The organism is Salinivirga sp., from assembly GCF_055145285.1.
Map to the genome: position 1 here is coordinate 49,111 of NZ_JBSRDC010000063.1, position 15,015 is coordinate 64,125.

The 15,015-nt window shown below is 38.4% G+C and carries 14 protein-coding genes; 3 read left to right on the forward strand and 11 right to left on the reverse strand.

Going from position 1 to position 15,015, the window contains the following annotated elements; genetic code table 11:
- The first annotated feature begins 1 nt into the window (after position 1).
- Genes ACTB0Y_RS13540 through ACTB0Y_RS13550 form a run of 3 tightly spaced genes read left to right on the forward strand, consistent with a single transcriptional unit; the run spans position 2 to position 2,150 of the window.
- Positions 2 to 577: an adenylate kinase gene (locus tag ACTB0Y_RS13540; RefSeq protein WP_463207365.1), complete on the forward strand. Its 576-nt coding sequence runs from the start codon at positions 2 to 4 to the stop codon at positions 575 to 577.
- 6 nt (positions 578 to 583) lie between these two features.
- Positions 584 to 1,585 (forward strand): GTPase ObgE, encoded by a 1,002-nt coding sequence (obgE, locus tag ACTB0Y_RS13545; protein ID WP_463207366.1) that lies wholly within the window; start codon positions 584 to 586, stop codon positions 1,583 to 1,585.
- Positions 1,578 to 2,150, forward strand: a complete 573-nt coding sequence (locus ACTB0Y_RS13550; protein ID WP_463207367.1) for a phosphatase PAP2 family protein — start codon at positions 1,578 to 1,580, stop codon at positions 2,148 to 2,150. Before obgE ends, ACTB0Y_RS13550 begins: the two co-directional genes overlap by 8 nt.
- Before the next feature lie 28 nt (positions 2,151 to 2,178).
- Here the strand turns inward: ACTB0Y_RS13550 and ACTB0Y_RS13555 are convergent, their stop codons facing one another.
- The 11 genes from ACTB0Y_RS13555 to ACTB0Y_RS13605 form a co-directional block, all read right to left on the reverse strand.
- On the reverse strand, positions 2,179 to 2,610 hold the full coding sequence (locus tag ACTB0Y_RS13555; RefSeq protein ID WP_463207368.1) for a hypothetical protein: 432 nt from the start codon (positions 2,608 to 2,610) through the stop codon (positions 2,179 to 2,181).
- 1 nt (position 2,611) lies between these two features.
- Positions 2,612 to 3,532, reverse strand: a complete 921-nt coding sequence (locus ACTB0Y_RS13560) for a hypothetical protein (RefSeq protein WP_463207369.1) — start codon at positions 3,530 to 3,532, stop codon at positions 2,612 to 2,614.
- A gap of 62 nt (positions 3,533 to 3,594) precedes the next feature.
- A complete protein-coding gene (locus tag ACTB0Y_RS13565) occupies positions 3,595 to 6,639 on the reverse strand; it encodes an ATP-binding cassette domain-containing protein (RefSeq protein WP_463207370.1) in 3,045 nt (1,014 codons plus the stop codon).
- A 43-nt stretch (positions 6,640 to 6,682) separates the two neighbouring features.
- The gene (locus tag ACTB0Y_RS13570; RefSeq protein ID WP_463207371.1) at positions 6,683 to 7,066 is read right to left on the reverse strand and encodes a DUF1987 domain-containing protein; all 384 of its coding nucleotides are present in this window, start codon (positions 7,064 to 7,066) and stop codon (positions 6,683 to 6,685) included.
- Between the two features lie 16 nt (positions 7,067 to 7,082).
- On the reverse strand, positions 7,083 to 7,661 hold the full coding sequence (locus ACTB0Y_RS13575) for a SiaB family protein kinase (RefSeq protein WP_463207372.1): 579 nt from the start codon (positions 7,659 to 7,661) through the stop codon (positions 7,083 to 7,085).
- 24 nt (positions 7,662 to 7,685) lie between these two features.
- Positions 7,686 to 10,316 (reverse strand): PAS domain S-box protein, encoded by a 2,631-nt coding sequence (locus ACTB0Y_RS13580; RefSeq protein WP_463207373.1) that lies wholly within the window; start codon positions 10,314 to 10,316, stop codon positions 7,686 to 7,688.
- A gap of 27 nt (positions 10,317 to 10,343) precedes the next feature.
- Positions 10,344 to 11,093, reverse strand: a complete 750-nt coding sequence (locus tag ACTB0Y_RS13585; protein WP_463207374.1) for a GAF domain-containing protein — start codon at positions 11,091 to 11,093, stop codon at positions 10,344 to 10,346.
- Positions 11,094 to 11,103: 10 nt separating this feature from the next.
- Complete coding sequence (locus ACTB0Y_RS13590) at positions 11,104 to 11,661, reverse strand: chemotaxis protein CheB (RefSeq protein WP_463207375.1); 558 nt, start codon at positions 11,659 to 11,661, stop codon at positions 11,104 to 11,106.
- Positions 11,662 to 11,670: 9 nt separating this feature from the next.
- The gene (locus ACTB0Y_RS13595) at positions 11,671 to 12,498 is read right to left on the reverse strand and encodes a CheR family methyltransferase (RefSeq protein ID WP_463207376.1); all 828 of its coding nucleotides are present in this window, start codon (positions 12,496 to 12,498) and stop codon (positions 11,671 to 11,673) included.
- Between the two features lie 16 nt (positions 12,499 to 12,514).
- A complete protein-coding gene (locus ACTB0Y_RS13600) occupies positions 12,515 to 13,357 on the reverse strand; it encodes a CheR family methyltransferase (protein WP_463207377.1) in 843 nt (280 codons plus the stop codon).
- Between the two features lie 230 nt (positions 13,358 to 13,587).
- Complete coding sequence (locus ACTB0Y_RS13605; RefSeq protein ID WP_463207378.1) at positions 13,588 to 14,643, reverse strand: endonuclease/exonuclease/phosphatase family protein; 1,056 nt, start codon at positions 14,641 to 14,643, stop codon at positions 13,588 to 13,590.
- Positions 14,644 to 15,015 lie beyond the last annotated feature (372 nt).

Sequence of the window (15,015 nt, forward strand, 5' to 3'; positions counted from 1 at the left end):
TATGTTTAATCTTGTTCTTTTTGGTCCTCCCGGTTCCGGTAAAGGAACACAGTCCGCGCGTATTGTTGAGCGCTATCAGTTAAAGCACATCTCTACGGGAGATATTTTTCGTAAAGAAATGGATGCGAAAACCGCGTTGGGATTGAAAGCAAAATCCTATGTGGAAAAGGGAAATCTTGTTCCCGACGAGCTGGTTGTTGATCTGGTAATGAATTTTCTTGACCAACATGGTGACGAAAGGGGGTTTATTTTTGATGGATTTCCCCGTACCATACGGCAAGCGGAAATATTGCGCACAGAACTTTTTGAAAGAGGGCAGACCATTAAATTAATGATTGACCTAAAGGTTCCTGAAGCTGAATTGCTTGAGCGTATGCGAAAAAGGGGCAAGAAATCGGGAAGGGCAGACGACCAGGATGAGGATATTTTGCAGAATCGACTAAAAATTTACAGAGACAGTACTGAACCAGTAATTAGTTTTTATACAAAGCATCATAAACATTACGAAATTGATGGAGTTGGAACTGTGGACGAAGTTTTTAATCGTATAAGCAGCGTTATAGAACAATTTATTTAGTAAAAGATGGGACAATCAAATTTTGTTGATTATATCCGGATTTTTTGTCGTTCGGGTAAAGGAGGAGCAGGGTCAGAACATTTCCGTAGAGAAAAGTTTGTTGCTAAAGGCGGGCCTGATGGCGGCGATGGCGGCCATGGAGGCAATATTTATTTAAGAGGTAATCGGAATCAGTGGACCCTCTTACATTTACGTTATAAGAAACACATTTTTGCAGCAGATGGCGACCCGGGGGGTGGACAAAGAAGTTTCGGCGCTCAGGGTGAGGATGTCATCATTGATGTGCCTATTGGTACTATAGTGCGAGATGAGGAAACAAATGAGGTTTTTTGTGAAGTTACTCATCATGATGAAACCGTAATATTGCTCGAAGGTGGCCAGGGTGGACTAGGAAACACACATTTTAAAACAGCTACCAATCAGGCTCCCAGGTATGCTCAACCGGGCCGGCCTGGTAAAGAGGGATGGTTTATATTCGAACTGAAGGTTTTGGCTGATATCGGCCTTGTGGGCTTTCCGAATGCAGGTAAATCTACTTTGCTCTCTGTGGTATCTGCAGCTAAACCTAAAATAGCCGATTATGCTTTTACCACTTTAACGCCTAATCTGGGTATAGTTCCATATCGTGATAACCGTTCATTTGTTATGGCTGATATACCCGGCATAATCGAAGGTGCATCCGAAGGCAAAGGCTTAGGTCTGAGGTTTCTGCGGCATATTGAACGAAATCCGGCTTTACTCTTTATGGTGCCAGCAGATAGTGACGACATTCATAAAGAATATAAAATTTTACTGTCTGAGCTCGAAAAGCATAACCCACAACTTTTGGACAAAGCCCGAATATTGGCTATTACTAAAAGCGATATGCTAGACGATGAGTTAATGTCCGAAATTTCAGAGGATTTGCCCGATATTCCCTCATTGTTTATCTCATCAGTAGCACAGATGAATCTGGACAAGCTTAAAGATTTGATTTGGAATACTTTAAACATTGATGATGATGTTTGATACCTTAGTACAGTTCGATAAAGAGTTATTCTTATTTCTAAACGGTTTGCATAATAGTTTCTTTGATCAAATTATGTGGTGGTTTAGTGAAAAATATTTTTGGGTGCCGCTGTATTTAGCAGTCCTAATTTGGTGGGTGAAAGAATGGAAGTGGAATGTGATTTGGCTTCTGTTTTTTGCCATTTTGGTAGTTGCTGCTAATGACCAGATTTCTGTGGCCATTAAGTTTGCCGTTGAAAGACCGAGACCGTCTCATAATCCCGAATTTGAGGGCTTGATACATTTGTTGAATAATTATCACGGTGGGTCTTTTGGGTTTGTTTCGAGCCATGCTGCCAATACTTTTGGGTTTGCCATTCTCTCTTTGATGTTTATAAGGAGAAGATGGTACACAATTGCCATATTAATTTGGGCGGCTTTGGTTTCTTATAGCAGAGTTTATCTGGGTGTTCATTATCCTGCAGATATTTTCTTTGGTGGTTTGCTTGGAGTTGGTTTGGGATTCCTGCTTTATTATTTATGCTGGCTCACTATGAAAAAGTTACCCATAAAAAAAGCTGCCTGAAAAGGCAGCTTAAGAATTTTGGAATATTTTATTTTCTCTGCATAAAACTCAAAATTACCACAGCAGCGCCTTCTTTACCATCTTTAAAGTATGCACGTATTTTGTACACCCCCGATTTCTGGCAGAAGAAACCAAAAGCCTCTTTAAGTTCTCCGTCAGGCTGTAGGTTTGTTGTAAGTTTTTTTGCCCCATCGTAAAGCTCCACCACAATATTACCCGCATAACCATCAGCGTTACAGGTGTTTAGTTTGTAAATGGTTCCCTTATTCATAAGAATTGAGAATTTAGACGATGGAGGTGGCTTAACGCTACTTTGCTGAAGTTTCACCTTAAAGTCTTTCATATAGGTAGCATTGCCAATGTTTAGTGCACAGGTGTTGACTAATTCATCACTTTGGGCAAAGGCATTGCCTGCCATAAAGGTCAATGCTATAACGAGTAATGCTATTGCTTTCCTCATATTATAGTCTAATTAAATTATTTCTTACTTCTTCTATCGTCAGGATAATTTTTTCAAGCGTTTCATCCGGTACTTTCACATGGCTGATTTCATTTTGTACTACAACCAGAATACCATCGATTTCTCTTTGCTCGGGTTCTCCTTGCTCAATGGTTTTTGTAACTCCGTCGTACGCGCTTAATATGCGTGCGTAGCTATCATGAAGTTTTTTAAATTGTTGATTATTTTTATAGTAACTGAGCATGGTAGTGAGGTTTTCTATAACCTCTTTTTGGTCACCAATCCGTTCAACAATATCCGGGTCGGGATTTTTAGATTCTTTTAATACCTGAGTGGCTATATACATACCTTCCATCCAGGTTCCGCAAATAATTAATGCACTTATTTCACTTCTGCCGTTTTGTTGCAGATAGGTGTCCATGTTATTGAAACTTTGGAGTGTAATGTACATCAGCGAATCTATGTTTTCATTATTTGTGGCCAGCCTTTTGATGGTCTGGAAATCAAAAAATTGCTGAACACGTAATTCTTCAGAAAGTTTGCGGATAGCCTGCATGTTATTCATAACAGGTCCGGTTTTTTTATACATGTTCAAATAACCAAGGTCAGCTCCCAGTATTCCAAGATTCACAGCTCTTTTGAAGTCTGTGTTGTATTGGTCCACGTCTTTAACTTCAGTTATATATCTTTCCGAAAATTCGACGCCTGCACTTTGGAGTAATGCGGCCATTTCTACCGGAGAAGAAGAAATATTTTGTAGTACCTGCTGAGCTTCAGTCGGAAGTTCTTCCGAAACCTGAGCACTATCTAACTTCGGATCATCTCCAAGGATTTCACCAAAATTTTCTTTGTTGTTTTTTTCTGTGTTGCAACCAAAGAAAACAATGGCTAATGCAGCTAAAATGATTAGTAGTTTCTTCATATTTCTAGATGATTTTTTCTATGAGTAAATATACAAAATATTTCAAAAGTCAAAAATTCTGACTATTTAGATGACATTTCCAAGAGTTTTTTTAATGAATTATAATACAAAGTTACATACAGTAAAAGGGTCATTACCCATACCACAATCATGTTGAAGTAGTATGTATCCATGTAAACGCCCAGAAAATGCTTTTGTGGTGCAAAAAAATGACTTCTAAAGTCTAAGGCGTGTTCTACTTCTGGATACCGGAAAATCGGGTCGCGTTGTCTTACCAGTTTGTTGTCGTATTCTACAACTTGTTTCATGTAAATGTTTTTCACAATATCCGACACGGCCTCATTGTGATATTTGTTTTGTTGCTGTATATAGAGTTGTGGATTTTTGGCGTCCAGTTTCATCACCATGGCATCTTTTTTCTTTCGGGCTTTAAGAGCAATAGTTTCGTAATAACCTTTTATGTTACTCAAATAGTTGAGCAGGCTATCGGCAAGCTCTGCATTAAAATCTTTTGTATTAATTCTGGAGATAGCCGGAAAGGTGATTTTGCTGTTGCGTTTGTTTTCTCTTTCTAATTCATATCTGAGTAACTCAAAAATGTCTTTGGATGCTTCTAATATGCTGTCGTTGTTGGATTGTACGCTTTGTAAAGCCACATCCACACGTTTTTCAATTTCTTCTGTCCATTTTGTGCTCCGGAAACTACCGATACTTATGGCTCTGTCAATCTGGTAAAAATGTTTTTCAAATTTGTTATCTCTGAATTGCTTTACCATAAGTGCTTCGTAACACCAGCGGGAGGCAATAAATTCTGCAATTACAGGCACTTTATCTACGTTGCTGATGTTACGATTCAGTTTATCGAAACTAAACATTGCACCTCCGAGGGCCATTTGGGGTATCATCAGCAGGGGAATCATAATGTATATGGTAACAGCTGAGTTAAATGCCGATGAAATATTTAATCCCAGCATGTTGGCAAATGCTGATATGGTGAATAGTGCAAACCAGTATTCAAAGAACATGGCGCGTATTTCCAGTACCACATTGGCCACAGCAGCGAATAGAAGTGCCTGAACAGCTGATATGAGAAATAATATTAGAATTTTTGATATTAGATAACTGGAACGGCTTAGGTTGAGAAATGCTTCCCTTTTTAGAATTTTTCTGTCTTTGAATATTTCTTCGGCGCTGACCATAAACCCCAGAAACAATGCAACAATGAGTGCCATGAAAATATACGGCGGAATGTTTGCATTGGCCCGGAAAATATAATTGTCAGCATCGGGTTCTATATAACGAATAATAAAAGCCAGTATAAATCCCAGCAAGGGTGCTTCCAATAAGTTTAATATAACGTATTGCTTATTTGTTATTTTGGAAATAAAATCCCGGATGGTATATATTTTAAATTGAGCAAACCATTTGGGTATGTTCAGGCTTTGTGGTGGGTTTTCTGTAACGTCCGGAACTTTTTCAACTGTGTTTTGAGTTTTATAACGTTTTTCCCATTCATGAGGTGTAACTTTTCGGTTTTGTGTGTAACGTCCAAATTCATCGACTACTTTAGCGTCAATAATATTGAAAATTAGTTCCGGATTAACATTACCGCAAGTCGGGCATTCGCCTACCTCGCTGTTGATTTGGTTGTCGAGTTTTTTGAAATAAGTAACAGCTTCTACCGGGTTGCCATAATAAATCTGATATCCACCGGTATCAAGGATCAGCATTTTATCAAACATTTTATAAATGTCGGATGAAGGCTGGTGAATAACGACAAAAATAAGCTTGCCTTTCAGTGCAAGTTCTCTGAGCAAGTCCATTACATTTTCAGAGTCGCGGGATGATAATCCTGAGGTGGGCTCATCAACGAACAAGATTGAGGGTTCCCGAATAAGCTCCAATGCAATGTTGAGTCTTTTTCGTTGTCCGCCGCTAATGGTCTTGTTTAGGGGTGAGCCTACTTTGAGGTCTTTTCTATCGTAAAGTCCAAGGTTGGTAAGTGTTTTGGCTACGAGCCCATCTATTTCCTCTTCAGTTTTGTCTTTGAAACAGAGTTTTGCGTTGTAGTATAGGTTTTGGTAAACTGTTAGTTCGCTTATTAGCAGGTCATCCTGGGGTATAGACCCAATTACACCTTCTATTTTTTCAGGTTCTTCATGAATGTTGATATCATTGATGATGACACTGCCTTCTGAGGGCGATTCCATGCCGGTTAGTACATTGAGCAAAGTTGTTTTACCGGCGCCGGATGCACCCATAATTCCAATGAGTCTTCCCTGCTCCTCTGAGAGTTCAATGTTCCGCAGCCCAATGCCTCCATTGGGGAACGTAAAGTTTACATCGTTTACATTGAATGAGATTTTGGATGACGTGAGGTCTGCAAGGAAATGTGCAACTACATCGGAATAGTAGACGGGCTTTCCTTTGGTAAGTTTAACGGTTCCGCCATTGGCGAAAAGGTAAATACTTCGGTTGTTGAGTGGGAGGCCATTTAAGAAAATATCCTGGTTACCTGTGTAGCGCAGAAAATAGAGGTCAACACTTTTGATTTGCAATACAAGTAGATTTCCGTCGAGGTCTTCGCTATGGATGTGTTTGCTTTCTGTGTCTTCTTCCTTTATTCCATTAATTTTCAGGATGTGAGGGTTGCTGATTTTTTCAGGCGATTCGACCACAAATGATTCGGTACTATCAAATTCGTCCGGGTCGATATTAAAAACTTCAGCAACGGTGTTAATAATGGCCATTCTCTGCTCTGTAAATTTTCTGTCGGCATTGACCAACTCAAACAAACGCACAAGTACAACCACTTTTTGTTTTTGGTTGAGTCGTTTGTTAATTTTTTTACAGATTCCGAGAATTTTCACCGAATCTTTTACCGAAGTAAGCTGGCGTTTTTTGTCTTTTTTCTCGTTGTGAAGTTCATCAGGATTAATGCCGGCATGCTTATAGAATAGTGCCAAATACTCTTCCACAGCTTCTTTGTTGAGCTGAGAGCTGAGGAATGTCTTGACAAATTCTATTTCATTGTCTTCAATGCCATCATCTTGTTTGGCGATAATGGCAAACAGCTGCATTAATGCTTTTAGAATTTCTTCACTCATAAATTAGATCTTACGCCTCTGTAATACGATAACTGGTTTCTAATTAGTCCAGCGAGTAGCTTACCTGCTCAAATGGTACTTCAACAATATCGGCATATTCTTCACCGGCTTCTTCCATGTCTTCGTCATCTTCTGGGAAATGCCACCTGATAAGGATTTCTTTATCGTCCTCATGCATTTCTTCCAGTTTAAGTAAGATGTCAAGGATTAGCTTAGAAGATGCTGTGTTGAAATAAACCAACTTGAAGTTGAATACGGTTTTTTCATTTGGTTCTTCGGCGTATCTGTCCAGCCAATCAAGAATAGGTTCGTAAAAGGCACCTACGTCTTCTGGAAGAGATCTCCCTGAGATTTCAAAAATTTCATTTTGTGCATCCAGGGTTATGCTTGGCGTATCATCTGTTCCTATAATCTTTATTACTTCCATGGTTTATAGTCTTGTTTTAGTTGTTTCTTGAAATTTTAGATGTAAAAACGAAAAATGAGAATTCATCATTTATTGACAAGAAGTTGTAAAATAGTTTGTTTCCTGTTTTTTTGGCTATGTCAATAAATCCGAGTCCTGCACCACCTTTGTTAGACAGCCTTCCTTCTTTGATTTGTTGTTTGTATAGCTTTTTAAGTCCTTCTTTGTCGAGGCTGTTAATTTGCTCAAGCATTTTGATAATATGGGCAACCTTGGAATTGTTGAGCACGTTTCCTGTGGTAATGCTGTACGCGTCATCTTTTTTACTTAGCATAAAAATACCACGACCATCTTTTTTGAGATCGCTGGCATCGATTGTTTCTGCATGCTTGCTCATATTTTGCAAGCATTCTACCATAACATGAAAAACCTTTTTCTGGGTCGACGGGCCCTCTTCTTCGGCTTCCATGTTTGTTTCTGTCAGTGAGGTAAATGCCTTGGTTATTTGGTGGGTTACCTCACCTTCATAAACAAGGGTCACCTCATGGTCTTTCATAGTTTTATAAAAACTATAGACGAATTCGAGGAAATCTTTAATATCTACTTTGTCATCCATAACAGTTATTTAGTTTGAAGGATATTAAAACTCTATACCTATTAATAACACATCATCGATTTGTTTGTTATCTCCTTTCCATTTAAGAAAATCTTTATTAAAAAAATCATTGTATTGTGCCATTGATAAATCCGTGTTTTCTTTTAAATGCTCTCTAATTCTTTTGGGCTGGTACTTTCTTTTATTTGGACCACCAACCTGGTCTGGCAAGCCATCTGAGAAAAAGAATATTTTGTCTCCTTTCTTCATCTGTAATTCGTAATTCTTAAAATCTTTTTCTGGTTTTTTACCCAAAGGTATTCCTCCAATGGCTTTACGATTGCCTTTATATTCAAATAACTCTTTGTTTCTTATTAAGTAAAGTGGCCTATGCGCTCCTGCATAATCTAACTGATTTGTTTTCAGGTTAATTTTGCAAAAGGCAATATCCATTCCGTCCCGGGCATTTGCCCCGGCTTTATCTTGTTTTAATGCTGAGCGTACTCCTACATGAAATTTATCCAGAATTTGTCCTGCATTAATTCCATTATCGTGGTCAACCACGTTATTGAGTATAAAATACCCAATAAATGAAAGGAGTGCTCCGGGTACTCCGTGACCCGTGCAATCAACTGCTGCAATGTAAATATAATCATCCTTTTGGAAAAACCATGGGAAATCACCACTTACTACATCGCGCGGTCTGTAAAAGATGAACGATTTAGGTACGAATTCCTGAATATGTATTGTGCTGGGGAGCAACGATTTTTGAATGCGTTCTGCGTAGTTTATACTTTCAGTTATGTTCTTATTTTTCTCTTTTATCTCGTTTTCAATCTTTTTCTGTTCTGTAATATCGTGAGCTACAAACAGGATGGTTTCCAGTTCGTTTTCTTCATTAAATTCAGGAATGGCGCTTACCTGCATTATTCTATCGCCAAAGTTTGTAGGGAAAACTGTTTCGTAATTTTGTTTTTGTCCGCTTTCAACGGTGTCTTTTATGGCTTCAGTAAAAAAGTTTTTTGTTTCATCATTAAATTCAACTTCGTGAAGCTTTCTTGTTACGATTGTTTTGTTGTCAACTCCAGTGAATATTTTAACAATCGGGTTGGCATAGAAGAATTGTCCTTCTTCATTCATACGCATGATCATATCAGGCGAGTTTTCTGATAGTGCCTGCATTTTACTTTTCATGCGTTCTTCTTTCTCTGCACGCTTACGTTCCGTAATATCCTGTGAGTTGAGTATAATGCCGGCTATGGCTTCGTCGCTGAGCAGGTTTCGACCTGTTGTTTCGACATAGATTTTCTTGCCGGCTTTGTTCATGTAAGTATATTGGATGACAATGGTTTCTGATGGATCATCAAGCAAACGTTTGAACATTTGCTGTATTTCCTTGGTGCCTTTTGCTGTTAATCGGTCCATGTCTTTTCCGTCAATCATTTCTTCGGGTGTAAATCCATAAATGTTGGCCACGGAAGGACTTATATATTTCAGGTTGAGTTCCTGGTCGTAAATAGAAATTACCTCAGAAGCATTTTCAAGGAGTGAGTGTAATCTTTTTTGCGCATTTTCTACCTCGGTTATTTGTTGTTCGAGCTTGGCATTTGATCGTTCCAATTCTTCATGCGTTGCCCGCATTTCTTCTGCGTTCTGTCTTAACTCTTCCTCGTTTTCTTTGAGCTCCTCTGTCATCTTTTGTGAGTCTTGCAGGAGCTTTTCTGTTCTTTTATTAACTTTTAGGTTAAAAAGTGTTCTGGCAATTACATCACTTAGTTCTTTGAGGAAGTTGATGGTGAGGTCTGTAATGTCTTTTTCGAGCGATGCAAATTCCAGTACACCCTGAAGTTTTTCATCTGTAATGAGTGGAACCACTAAAATGGTGTTGGGTTTTTGCTCTTTTAATAAACCGGATGTAATGGTAAGATAATCTTCGGGTATTTCTTTTCTGTAAATAATGTCCATTTCAAAGGCCGCCTGACCGACGAGGCCTTCGCCGATTTTAAATCGCTGATTTACATATTTTCGACGGTTATAGGCATAGGTAGCCTTGTTTTCTATAATTTTTTCTTCTTCATCGTAAAGGTAAAATGCGCCCTGAACAATTTCGATGTAATCGATAAGATTTACAAGTGTGTCGTATGCCAGTTCATCCAGGTCGTTGTGTAAACGAAGTATAGTAGCAATTTTATCTTTACCTGCGGTGATCCAGCTTCGTTCTGATTCTTTTTGGGATGTTTTAAGCAAATTATCACGCATTCTGATCAAAGACTGCCCCAGTAAATCATTTTCATTGAATGCATTGCTGTCAATATCTAACTTCCCTTCACCAATTTGTTTGGCGAAATAGGCATTGCGCTGTATGATAGATTTTTTGTCTTCAATGGATTGTTCATAATATGTTTCCATATTTTCCAGCCAGCCTTCCAGTTTGTATCCAACTACGCCGGCAACTATAGGAATAATATCTATCAGAAAGACCAGTGGGGTAGTTCTATGCATTTCCACAAAACCATAAAATGTAAATTCATGGTTTCTCAGAATAAATTCTACCATCCAGGCCACCAGCGGAAAAATCAGACTGATTAAAACTAAGCCTGTCGGAAACCGGGATTCAGTTCCGTAGCCAAGGAGTAGTTTGCGCAGCTGTATTTTTCGTTTATGTGTACTTTTCATATAACCAAAAATCTATACGGATAAATGTTAGGCAAAATGTTTTGCTAATTTGTTAAGTATGCCTTCGAATTTATCAATTTTTTGTTCTTCTAATTTTTCAAAGAAAGACAATTCCACTAAGGCTACTGTCTTTTTTTCATATATCAACGGTGCTAATAATAGCATCTTGGGTTGCCTTTTACCCAACCCGGAAATTACTTCTGTATAATCGTCTGGTAATTCGGTGAGTAAAATGCGATGCTGATCACGTGCAGCTTGTCCGGAGAGTCCTTCGCCTATGGTAAATGGTTGTGGTGGCTCCTCTCCGTAATATGCAAAAGTGCTTAATACTTCAAATTTTTCTGTTTCACTGCTGTACTGATACACCAGACCCTGAACAATATGTAGTTCTTCTCCTAATCGGGCAAGAAGTTTTTGAGCCAATTGTTCTGCGTCACTTTCACCTGATAATTGTTCAATAAGTTTGTCGAGCTCTTCTTCTTGTTGTTCTTTTTCTTCTTGCTGTCCTGTATTTTTTTGGTTGATGATGTCGCTGATTGAAATTTCTTCTTCAGATTCTTTTTGTTGCTGAAGGGTTATTTCTTTTATTTGTTTGTAAAAGGCAATTGCAATGGTGTAAATGCGTATAATTATTAACAGAATGACACCTGTTAGGGATACAATGACCCAGTTAAATCCGAAAGTTTGCAAACTAACTGCATAGGCAGCAACAATGGCCAGTAAAACAATGACCAGATAAACAGAGAGGTATGTGCGATTCTTTTGGATATGCTTCATAGTTGCGAAATTACTTTAATTTTAGTAAAAACCGTATAATTTCATCCGTTTTCATAATATGGTCTACTTTAGTAGCTTGCAATGATGCGTTGGTCATTGTGGGCACCTGGCATTCTGCCGGATCCTGCACTATTGTGAGCCCTCCGTTGTCTTTTGCTTTTTTGAGACCCATGGCCCCGTCTTTATTGGCTCCTGACAGAATGATGCCAACCAGTTTTCTTTTATAATTGTATGCCGCTGAAATAAATGACAAGTCTATTGATGGGCGTGAATGGTTAACGGCTTCTTCGGTAGAAAGCGCAAATTTGTTCCCGAGTTCTATGTACATATGATAATTGGCCGGGGCCAGGTAAATATTGCCCGCTTTAATTGGGTCTTTGTCGTTGGGCTCTTTTACCGGTAGACCGGTCTTAATGGATAAAGCTTCCACAAAACCAGATCGTACATGTTTCAGTCTGTGGAGACACAGGAATACCGGAAGCGGATAGTCCTTTGGTAACGCTGCTATAATGCGCGTTATAACCTGGAAACTTCCAGCACTACCTCCTATGATTATAGCTTTATACATTGGCGTCAATTATTCTGTTCGTTTTTTATATAACTTTTCTTCGTCGTTTAGGTGTGTGAGTTTTGTAAAGTATGATGTGTTTGCTAATGATTCTTTAGTTCCAGTGCTAATGATTCCGCCTAAAAGTGTTGATTTGATTAGTTTTTCTGTGATTTTATCCTGTAAGGTTGGATTAAAATAGATTAAGCGGTTTCTGTAAATGACCAGGTGGAACCCTTTTAGGGCATCATCTATAAGAAAACTATGTTTTTTGAATGTGACATTTTCCAAAAGGTCTTGATTCATCCTGGCCTTGGTGCCTTCAAGGGTGTAGTATGCACTGAGAGAAGCTTCATCTGAGAAGCGTTTATAATTGGCTTCGCCGATTTCTATCTTTTTTAAATCGTAGTAACCTCCTCGCTCAACATTATTTAACCGAATTTCGCTAATACTGGTTGCGGTTACTTTGGCATGATGTAACATACCTAATTCTTTCAGCATTATTAGCAGGGTGTACAAATCATCTCCACTTGAAATTCCGGGTATTAATACTTTAAACTCACGGTTTTTGTACAATTCTGGCACGTACTTGTCTCGTAATTCCCGCCAGGAAGATGGGTCACGAAACATTTCTGTTGTGTCGACCAGGCCCTGAGCAAGGTATTTTTCAAAAAGTAATTGATTATTTTCAATGTTTGAAATAAAATCTACTATACTGGCATAATTGTTTTCATTAAGCACATACAGCAACCGTCTTTTGAATGCTGTAAGCGCAAAATTGCTGAAGTCTATGTTGTAGACTTCGTTAATTGCTGCAATTACTTTTTTTGTATCTACTATGCCAATATCGTATATCATTCTCAATTAATTTCTTTTAATAAGCCTTTTTTTTGTATACCCCTTTGGTTCTTTCGAAATTGTTAGATACCGGGCCAAGTATACTTTCATGTGCTCCAAGTGCAAGGTAACCGTCGCGGTATAAATTATTGCTAAATAGCTCCAGTACTTTGTTTTGTAAATTGTTGTTAAAATATATGATTACATTTCTGCAAAAAATAATGTCAAATTTTGAATAAAAAATATTTTTATCGTTTACAAGGTCATGCTTTCGAAAAACGGTTTTATCCCTGAGGAATTTTTTCATTTTAATGGAATCCTGGGTTTTGTCAATATCAAAATATTTTTCGTAAGGGACATCTTTTACATCTTCGTAGTTGTAAGGGTTTTCTTTTATTACTTTGTCGAAATTGTCAAGGTACTGGAGGTTAAAACGATAGCGGTATTCGCCGGCTTTTGCACGTTCGAGCATGTCTGTGTTAATGTCTGTGGCGAATACTTTGGCTTTTTCGAACAGATCGAGTTCAGCCAGCAGGATTAACATAGAGTAGATCTCCTGTCCGCTGGAGCACCCTGCATGCCAGATGAAAATTGATTTGTTTTTGCGAAATTTGGGCAGAATCCGGTACTTAAGGGTAATCCATAATTCTGGATCCCGGAAGAGTTCGGTGGTATTGACTGTAATATCTTTAATTACATTTTCAAGAAAGTCTTTGTCCTTTGAGAGCTTATTGATCGCACCATTGATATCCATCCGATTATCATTGAGCACTTTGTCTATCCTTCGTTTGAATGACCGCTCTGAATAATCAGAAAAATCATATGTAGATACGTTCTTTATCGCATCAATGAATCTATTTACATCTTCTGCTGAGACCATAAAAATACTACCAATTGTGCTGGTAAATTATTGTCTTTATTTTTATTCCCGCATTTCAACAGCGGGTACTGCAATATATTTTCTATACTAATACTAGTACGTTTCAAATGTAATAATTTATTTTAAATTTTGACAGTACTTTAATTTCCCTTTGTGGTAAATTTCTTTTTGTTTTCAGTTATTCCGGTGTTATTGTATACTGAGAAGTTGTGTTTTTGGGTTTATTCTGTCTATTGTTTTTGATGAACAAAAGTAAATTTGAGATAAACCGGTTGATGGTCACTACTAATAAAGCTAAGATTTTTTGTTTTGACTTCAATGGGTTGGATCCCTGGCGAAATGGCAAAAAAGTCTATAATTGTTTTGTAGGAATTGTTGTGAAAAACCGTATCGAGTCCCCTGTTTGTCGGTTTTTCAGGGTCAAAAATAAATTGCCATCCATCAGGCAAAAAGTTGTTCGGGATTTTTTTTGGTGCATAGTTTTTACTTTTGGGATTAGAACCAAACTGGTCTATAGCAATTCCCGGTGGGAGTTGATTCCAATCTCCGGCTATGATAAGTCTATTTTTCCCATTATCATGCTTTTTCATCCATTTTTTTAATTGTTGCATTTGGGTTTTTCTTATTTCACCTTCGTCGTAGGCTGTATTGTGGGTGTTCACTATAAAGAGCGTGTCTCCGGCTGTCAGTGGATATTCAAGGCTTAGGAAACAACGGTCGAGCATAAAAATGGATTTTGGCCACTTAAAGTTTCCTTTGTAGCTATACCTGATTGCCTGAAGTGGCTTGTGTACAGAGCCGGTCACAATACCTGATTCTACTTTTCCTAATGGGTTGCCCGGAGGGATTGGGACAAAATCTACAAGGTAATTGTATGCAAAAAACCAGTTATAGTCTTTCATTCCAGTTTTAATGGTTTCAACCTGATTTGTGTGGTAGGACCTTTTCGAGTTGACGTCAATTTCTTGTAGTAAAAGAAAATCTGGTTTTGGCGCTTTGCTTAGTTCTTTTAAAATTTGTTGAAAATTTTCAGTGGCCCGGTTTTTATTCGTACGCATTTTGTCTCCTCCATCGTAGAAAAAATCCATATCATTGCCTAAGCCCCCATATCCAATATTCCATATCATTATAGACAATGTGTCTTTTTCTACAATAGAAGCTTTTTGTTGAGATAAAATTTCCGCGGGGTTCGGCTGATAGTCTTTAATTGTACTCCAGGCCAGCAAAATAATAAATGCTGCCACGAGTGTTATTGCAGACCAAAGAAAAATCTTTATGAGTTTCATCCGTTTATAATTTTGATTTTATTTGTCGGATAGCCTGTCCCGCAGAAGGCGGGGGAACCTCCTTTTTCCTGATAACAAGCTTTTCACCTTTACTCCTCTGATTAATCATGTGCGTGCCTCGCTTCGCCGAAGCTATGCGAAGGCGCAGCCTTGCTCCGCCGAAGCATCGCGTAGGCGCAGTCTTGCTCCGCCGAAGCATCGCGTAGGCGCAGTCTTGCTCCGCTAAAGCTACGCGAAGGCGAGGTGTGTCAAAAGCTTTGTCATGGAGGTTTCATCCGTTTAAAATTTTGATGATGCTGGTCAGAAAGAATAATCATTGAGTTTAATCATCTGTGGTTCGTTGAAAATTTCACCATGGATGGTTCATGCTTT

Bases quoted from the DNA above. Each gene is read 5' to 3' on its own strand.
- ACTB0Y_RS13540 (WP_463207365.1), top strand. From the start codon at position 2: ATGTTTAATCTTGTTCTTTTTGGTCCTCCCGGTTCCGGTAAAGGAACA.
- obgE (WP_463207366.1), top strand. From the start codon at position 584: ATGGGACAATCAAATTTTGTTGATTATATCCGGATTTTTTGTCGTTCG.
- ACTB0Y_RS13550 (WP_463207367.1), top strand. From the start codon at position 1,578: ATGTTTGATACCTTAGTACAGTTCGATAAAGAGTTATTCTTATTTCTA.
- ACTB0Y_RS13555 (WP_463207368.1), bottom strand. From the start codon at position 2,610: ATGAGGAAAGCAATAGCATTACTCGTTATAGCATTGACCTTTATGGCA.
- ACTB0Y_RS13560 (WP_463207369.1), bottom strand. From the start codon at position 3,532: ATGAAGAAACTACTAATCATTTTAGCTGCATTAGCCATTGTTTTCTTT.
- ACTB0Y_RS13565 (WP_463207370.1), bottom strand. From the start codon at position 6,639: ATGAGTGAAGAAATTCTAAAAGCATTAATGCAGCTGTTTGCCATTATC.
- ACTB0Y_RS13570 (WP_463207371.1), bottom strand. From the start codon at position 7,066: ATGGAAGTAATAAAGATTATAGGAACAGATGATACGCCAAGCATAACC.
- ACTB0Y_RS13575 (WP_463207372.1), bottom strand. From the start codon at position 7,661: ATGGATGACAAAGTAGATATTAAAGATTTCCTCGAATTCGTCTATAGT.
- ACTB0Y_RS13580 (WP_463207373.1), bottom strand. From the start codon at position 10,316: ATGAAAAGTACACATAAACGAAAAATACAGCTGCGCAAACTACTCCTT.
- ACTB0Y_RS13585 (WP_463207374.1), bottom strand. From the start codon at position 11,093: ATGAAGCATATCCAAAAGAATCGCACATACCTCTCTGTTTATCTGGTC.
- ACTB0Y_RS13590 (WP_463207375.1), bottom strand. From the start codon at position 11,661: ATGTATAAAGCTATAATCATAGGAGGTAGTGCTGGAAGTTTCCAGGTT.
- ACTB0Y_RS13595 (WP_463207376.1), bottom strand. From the start codon at position 12,498: ATGATATACGATATTGGCATAGTAGATACAAAAAAAGTAATTGCAGCA.
- ACTB0Y_RS13600 (WP_463207377.1), bottom strand. From the start codon at position 13,357: ATGGTCTCAGCAGAAGATGTAAATAGATTCATTGATGCGATAAAGAAC.
- ACTB0Y_RS13605 (WP_463207378.1), bottom strand. From the start codon at position 14,643: ATGAAACTCATAAAGATTTTTCTTTGGTCTGCAATAACACTCGTGGCA.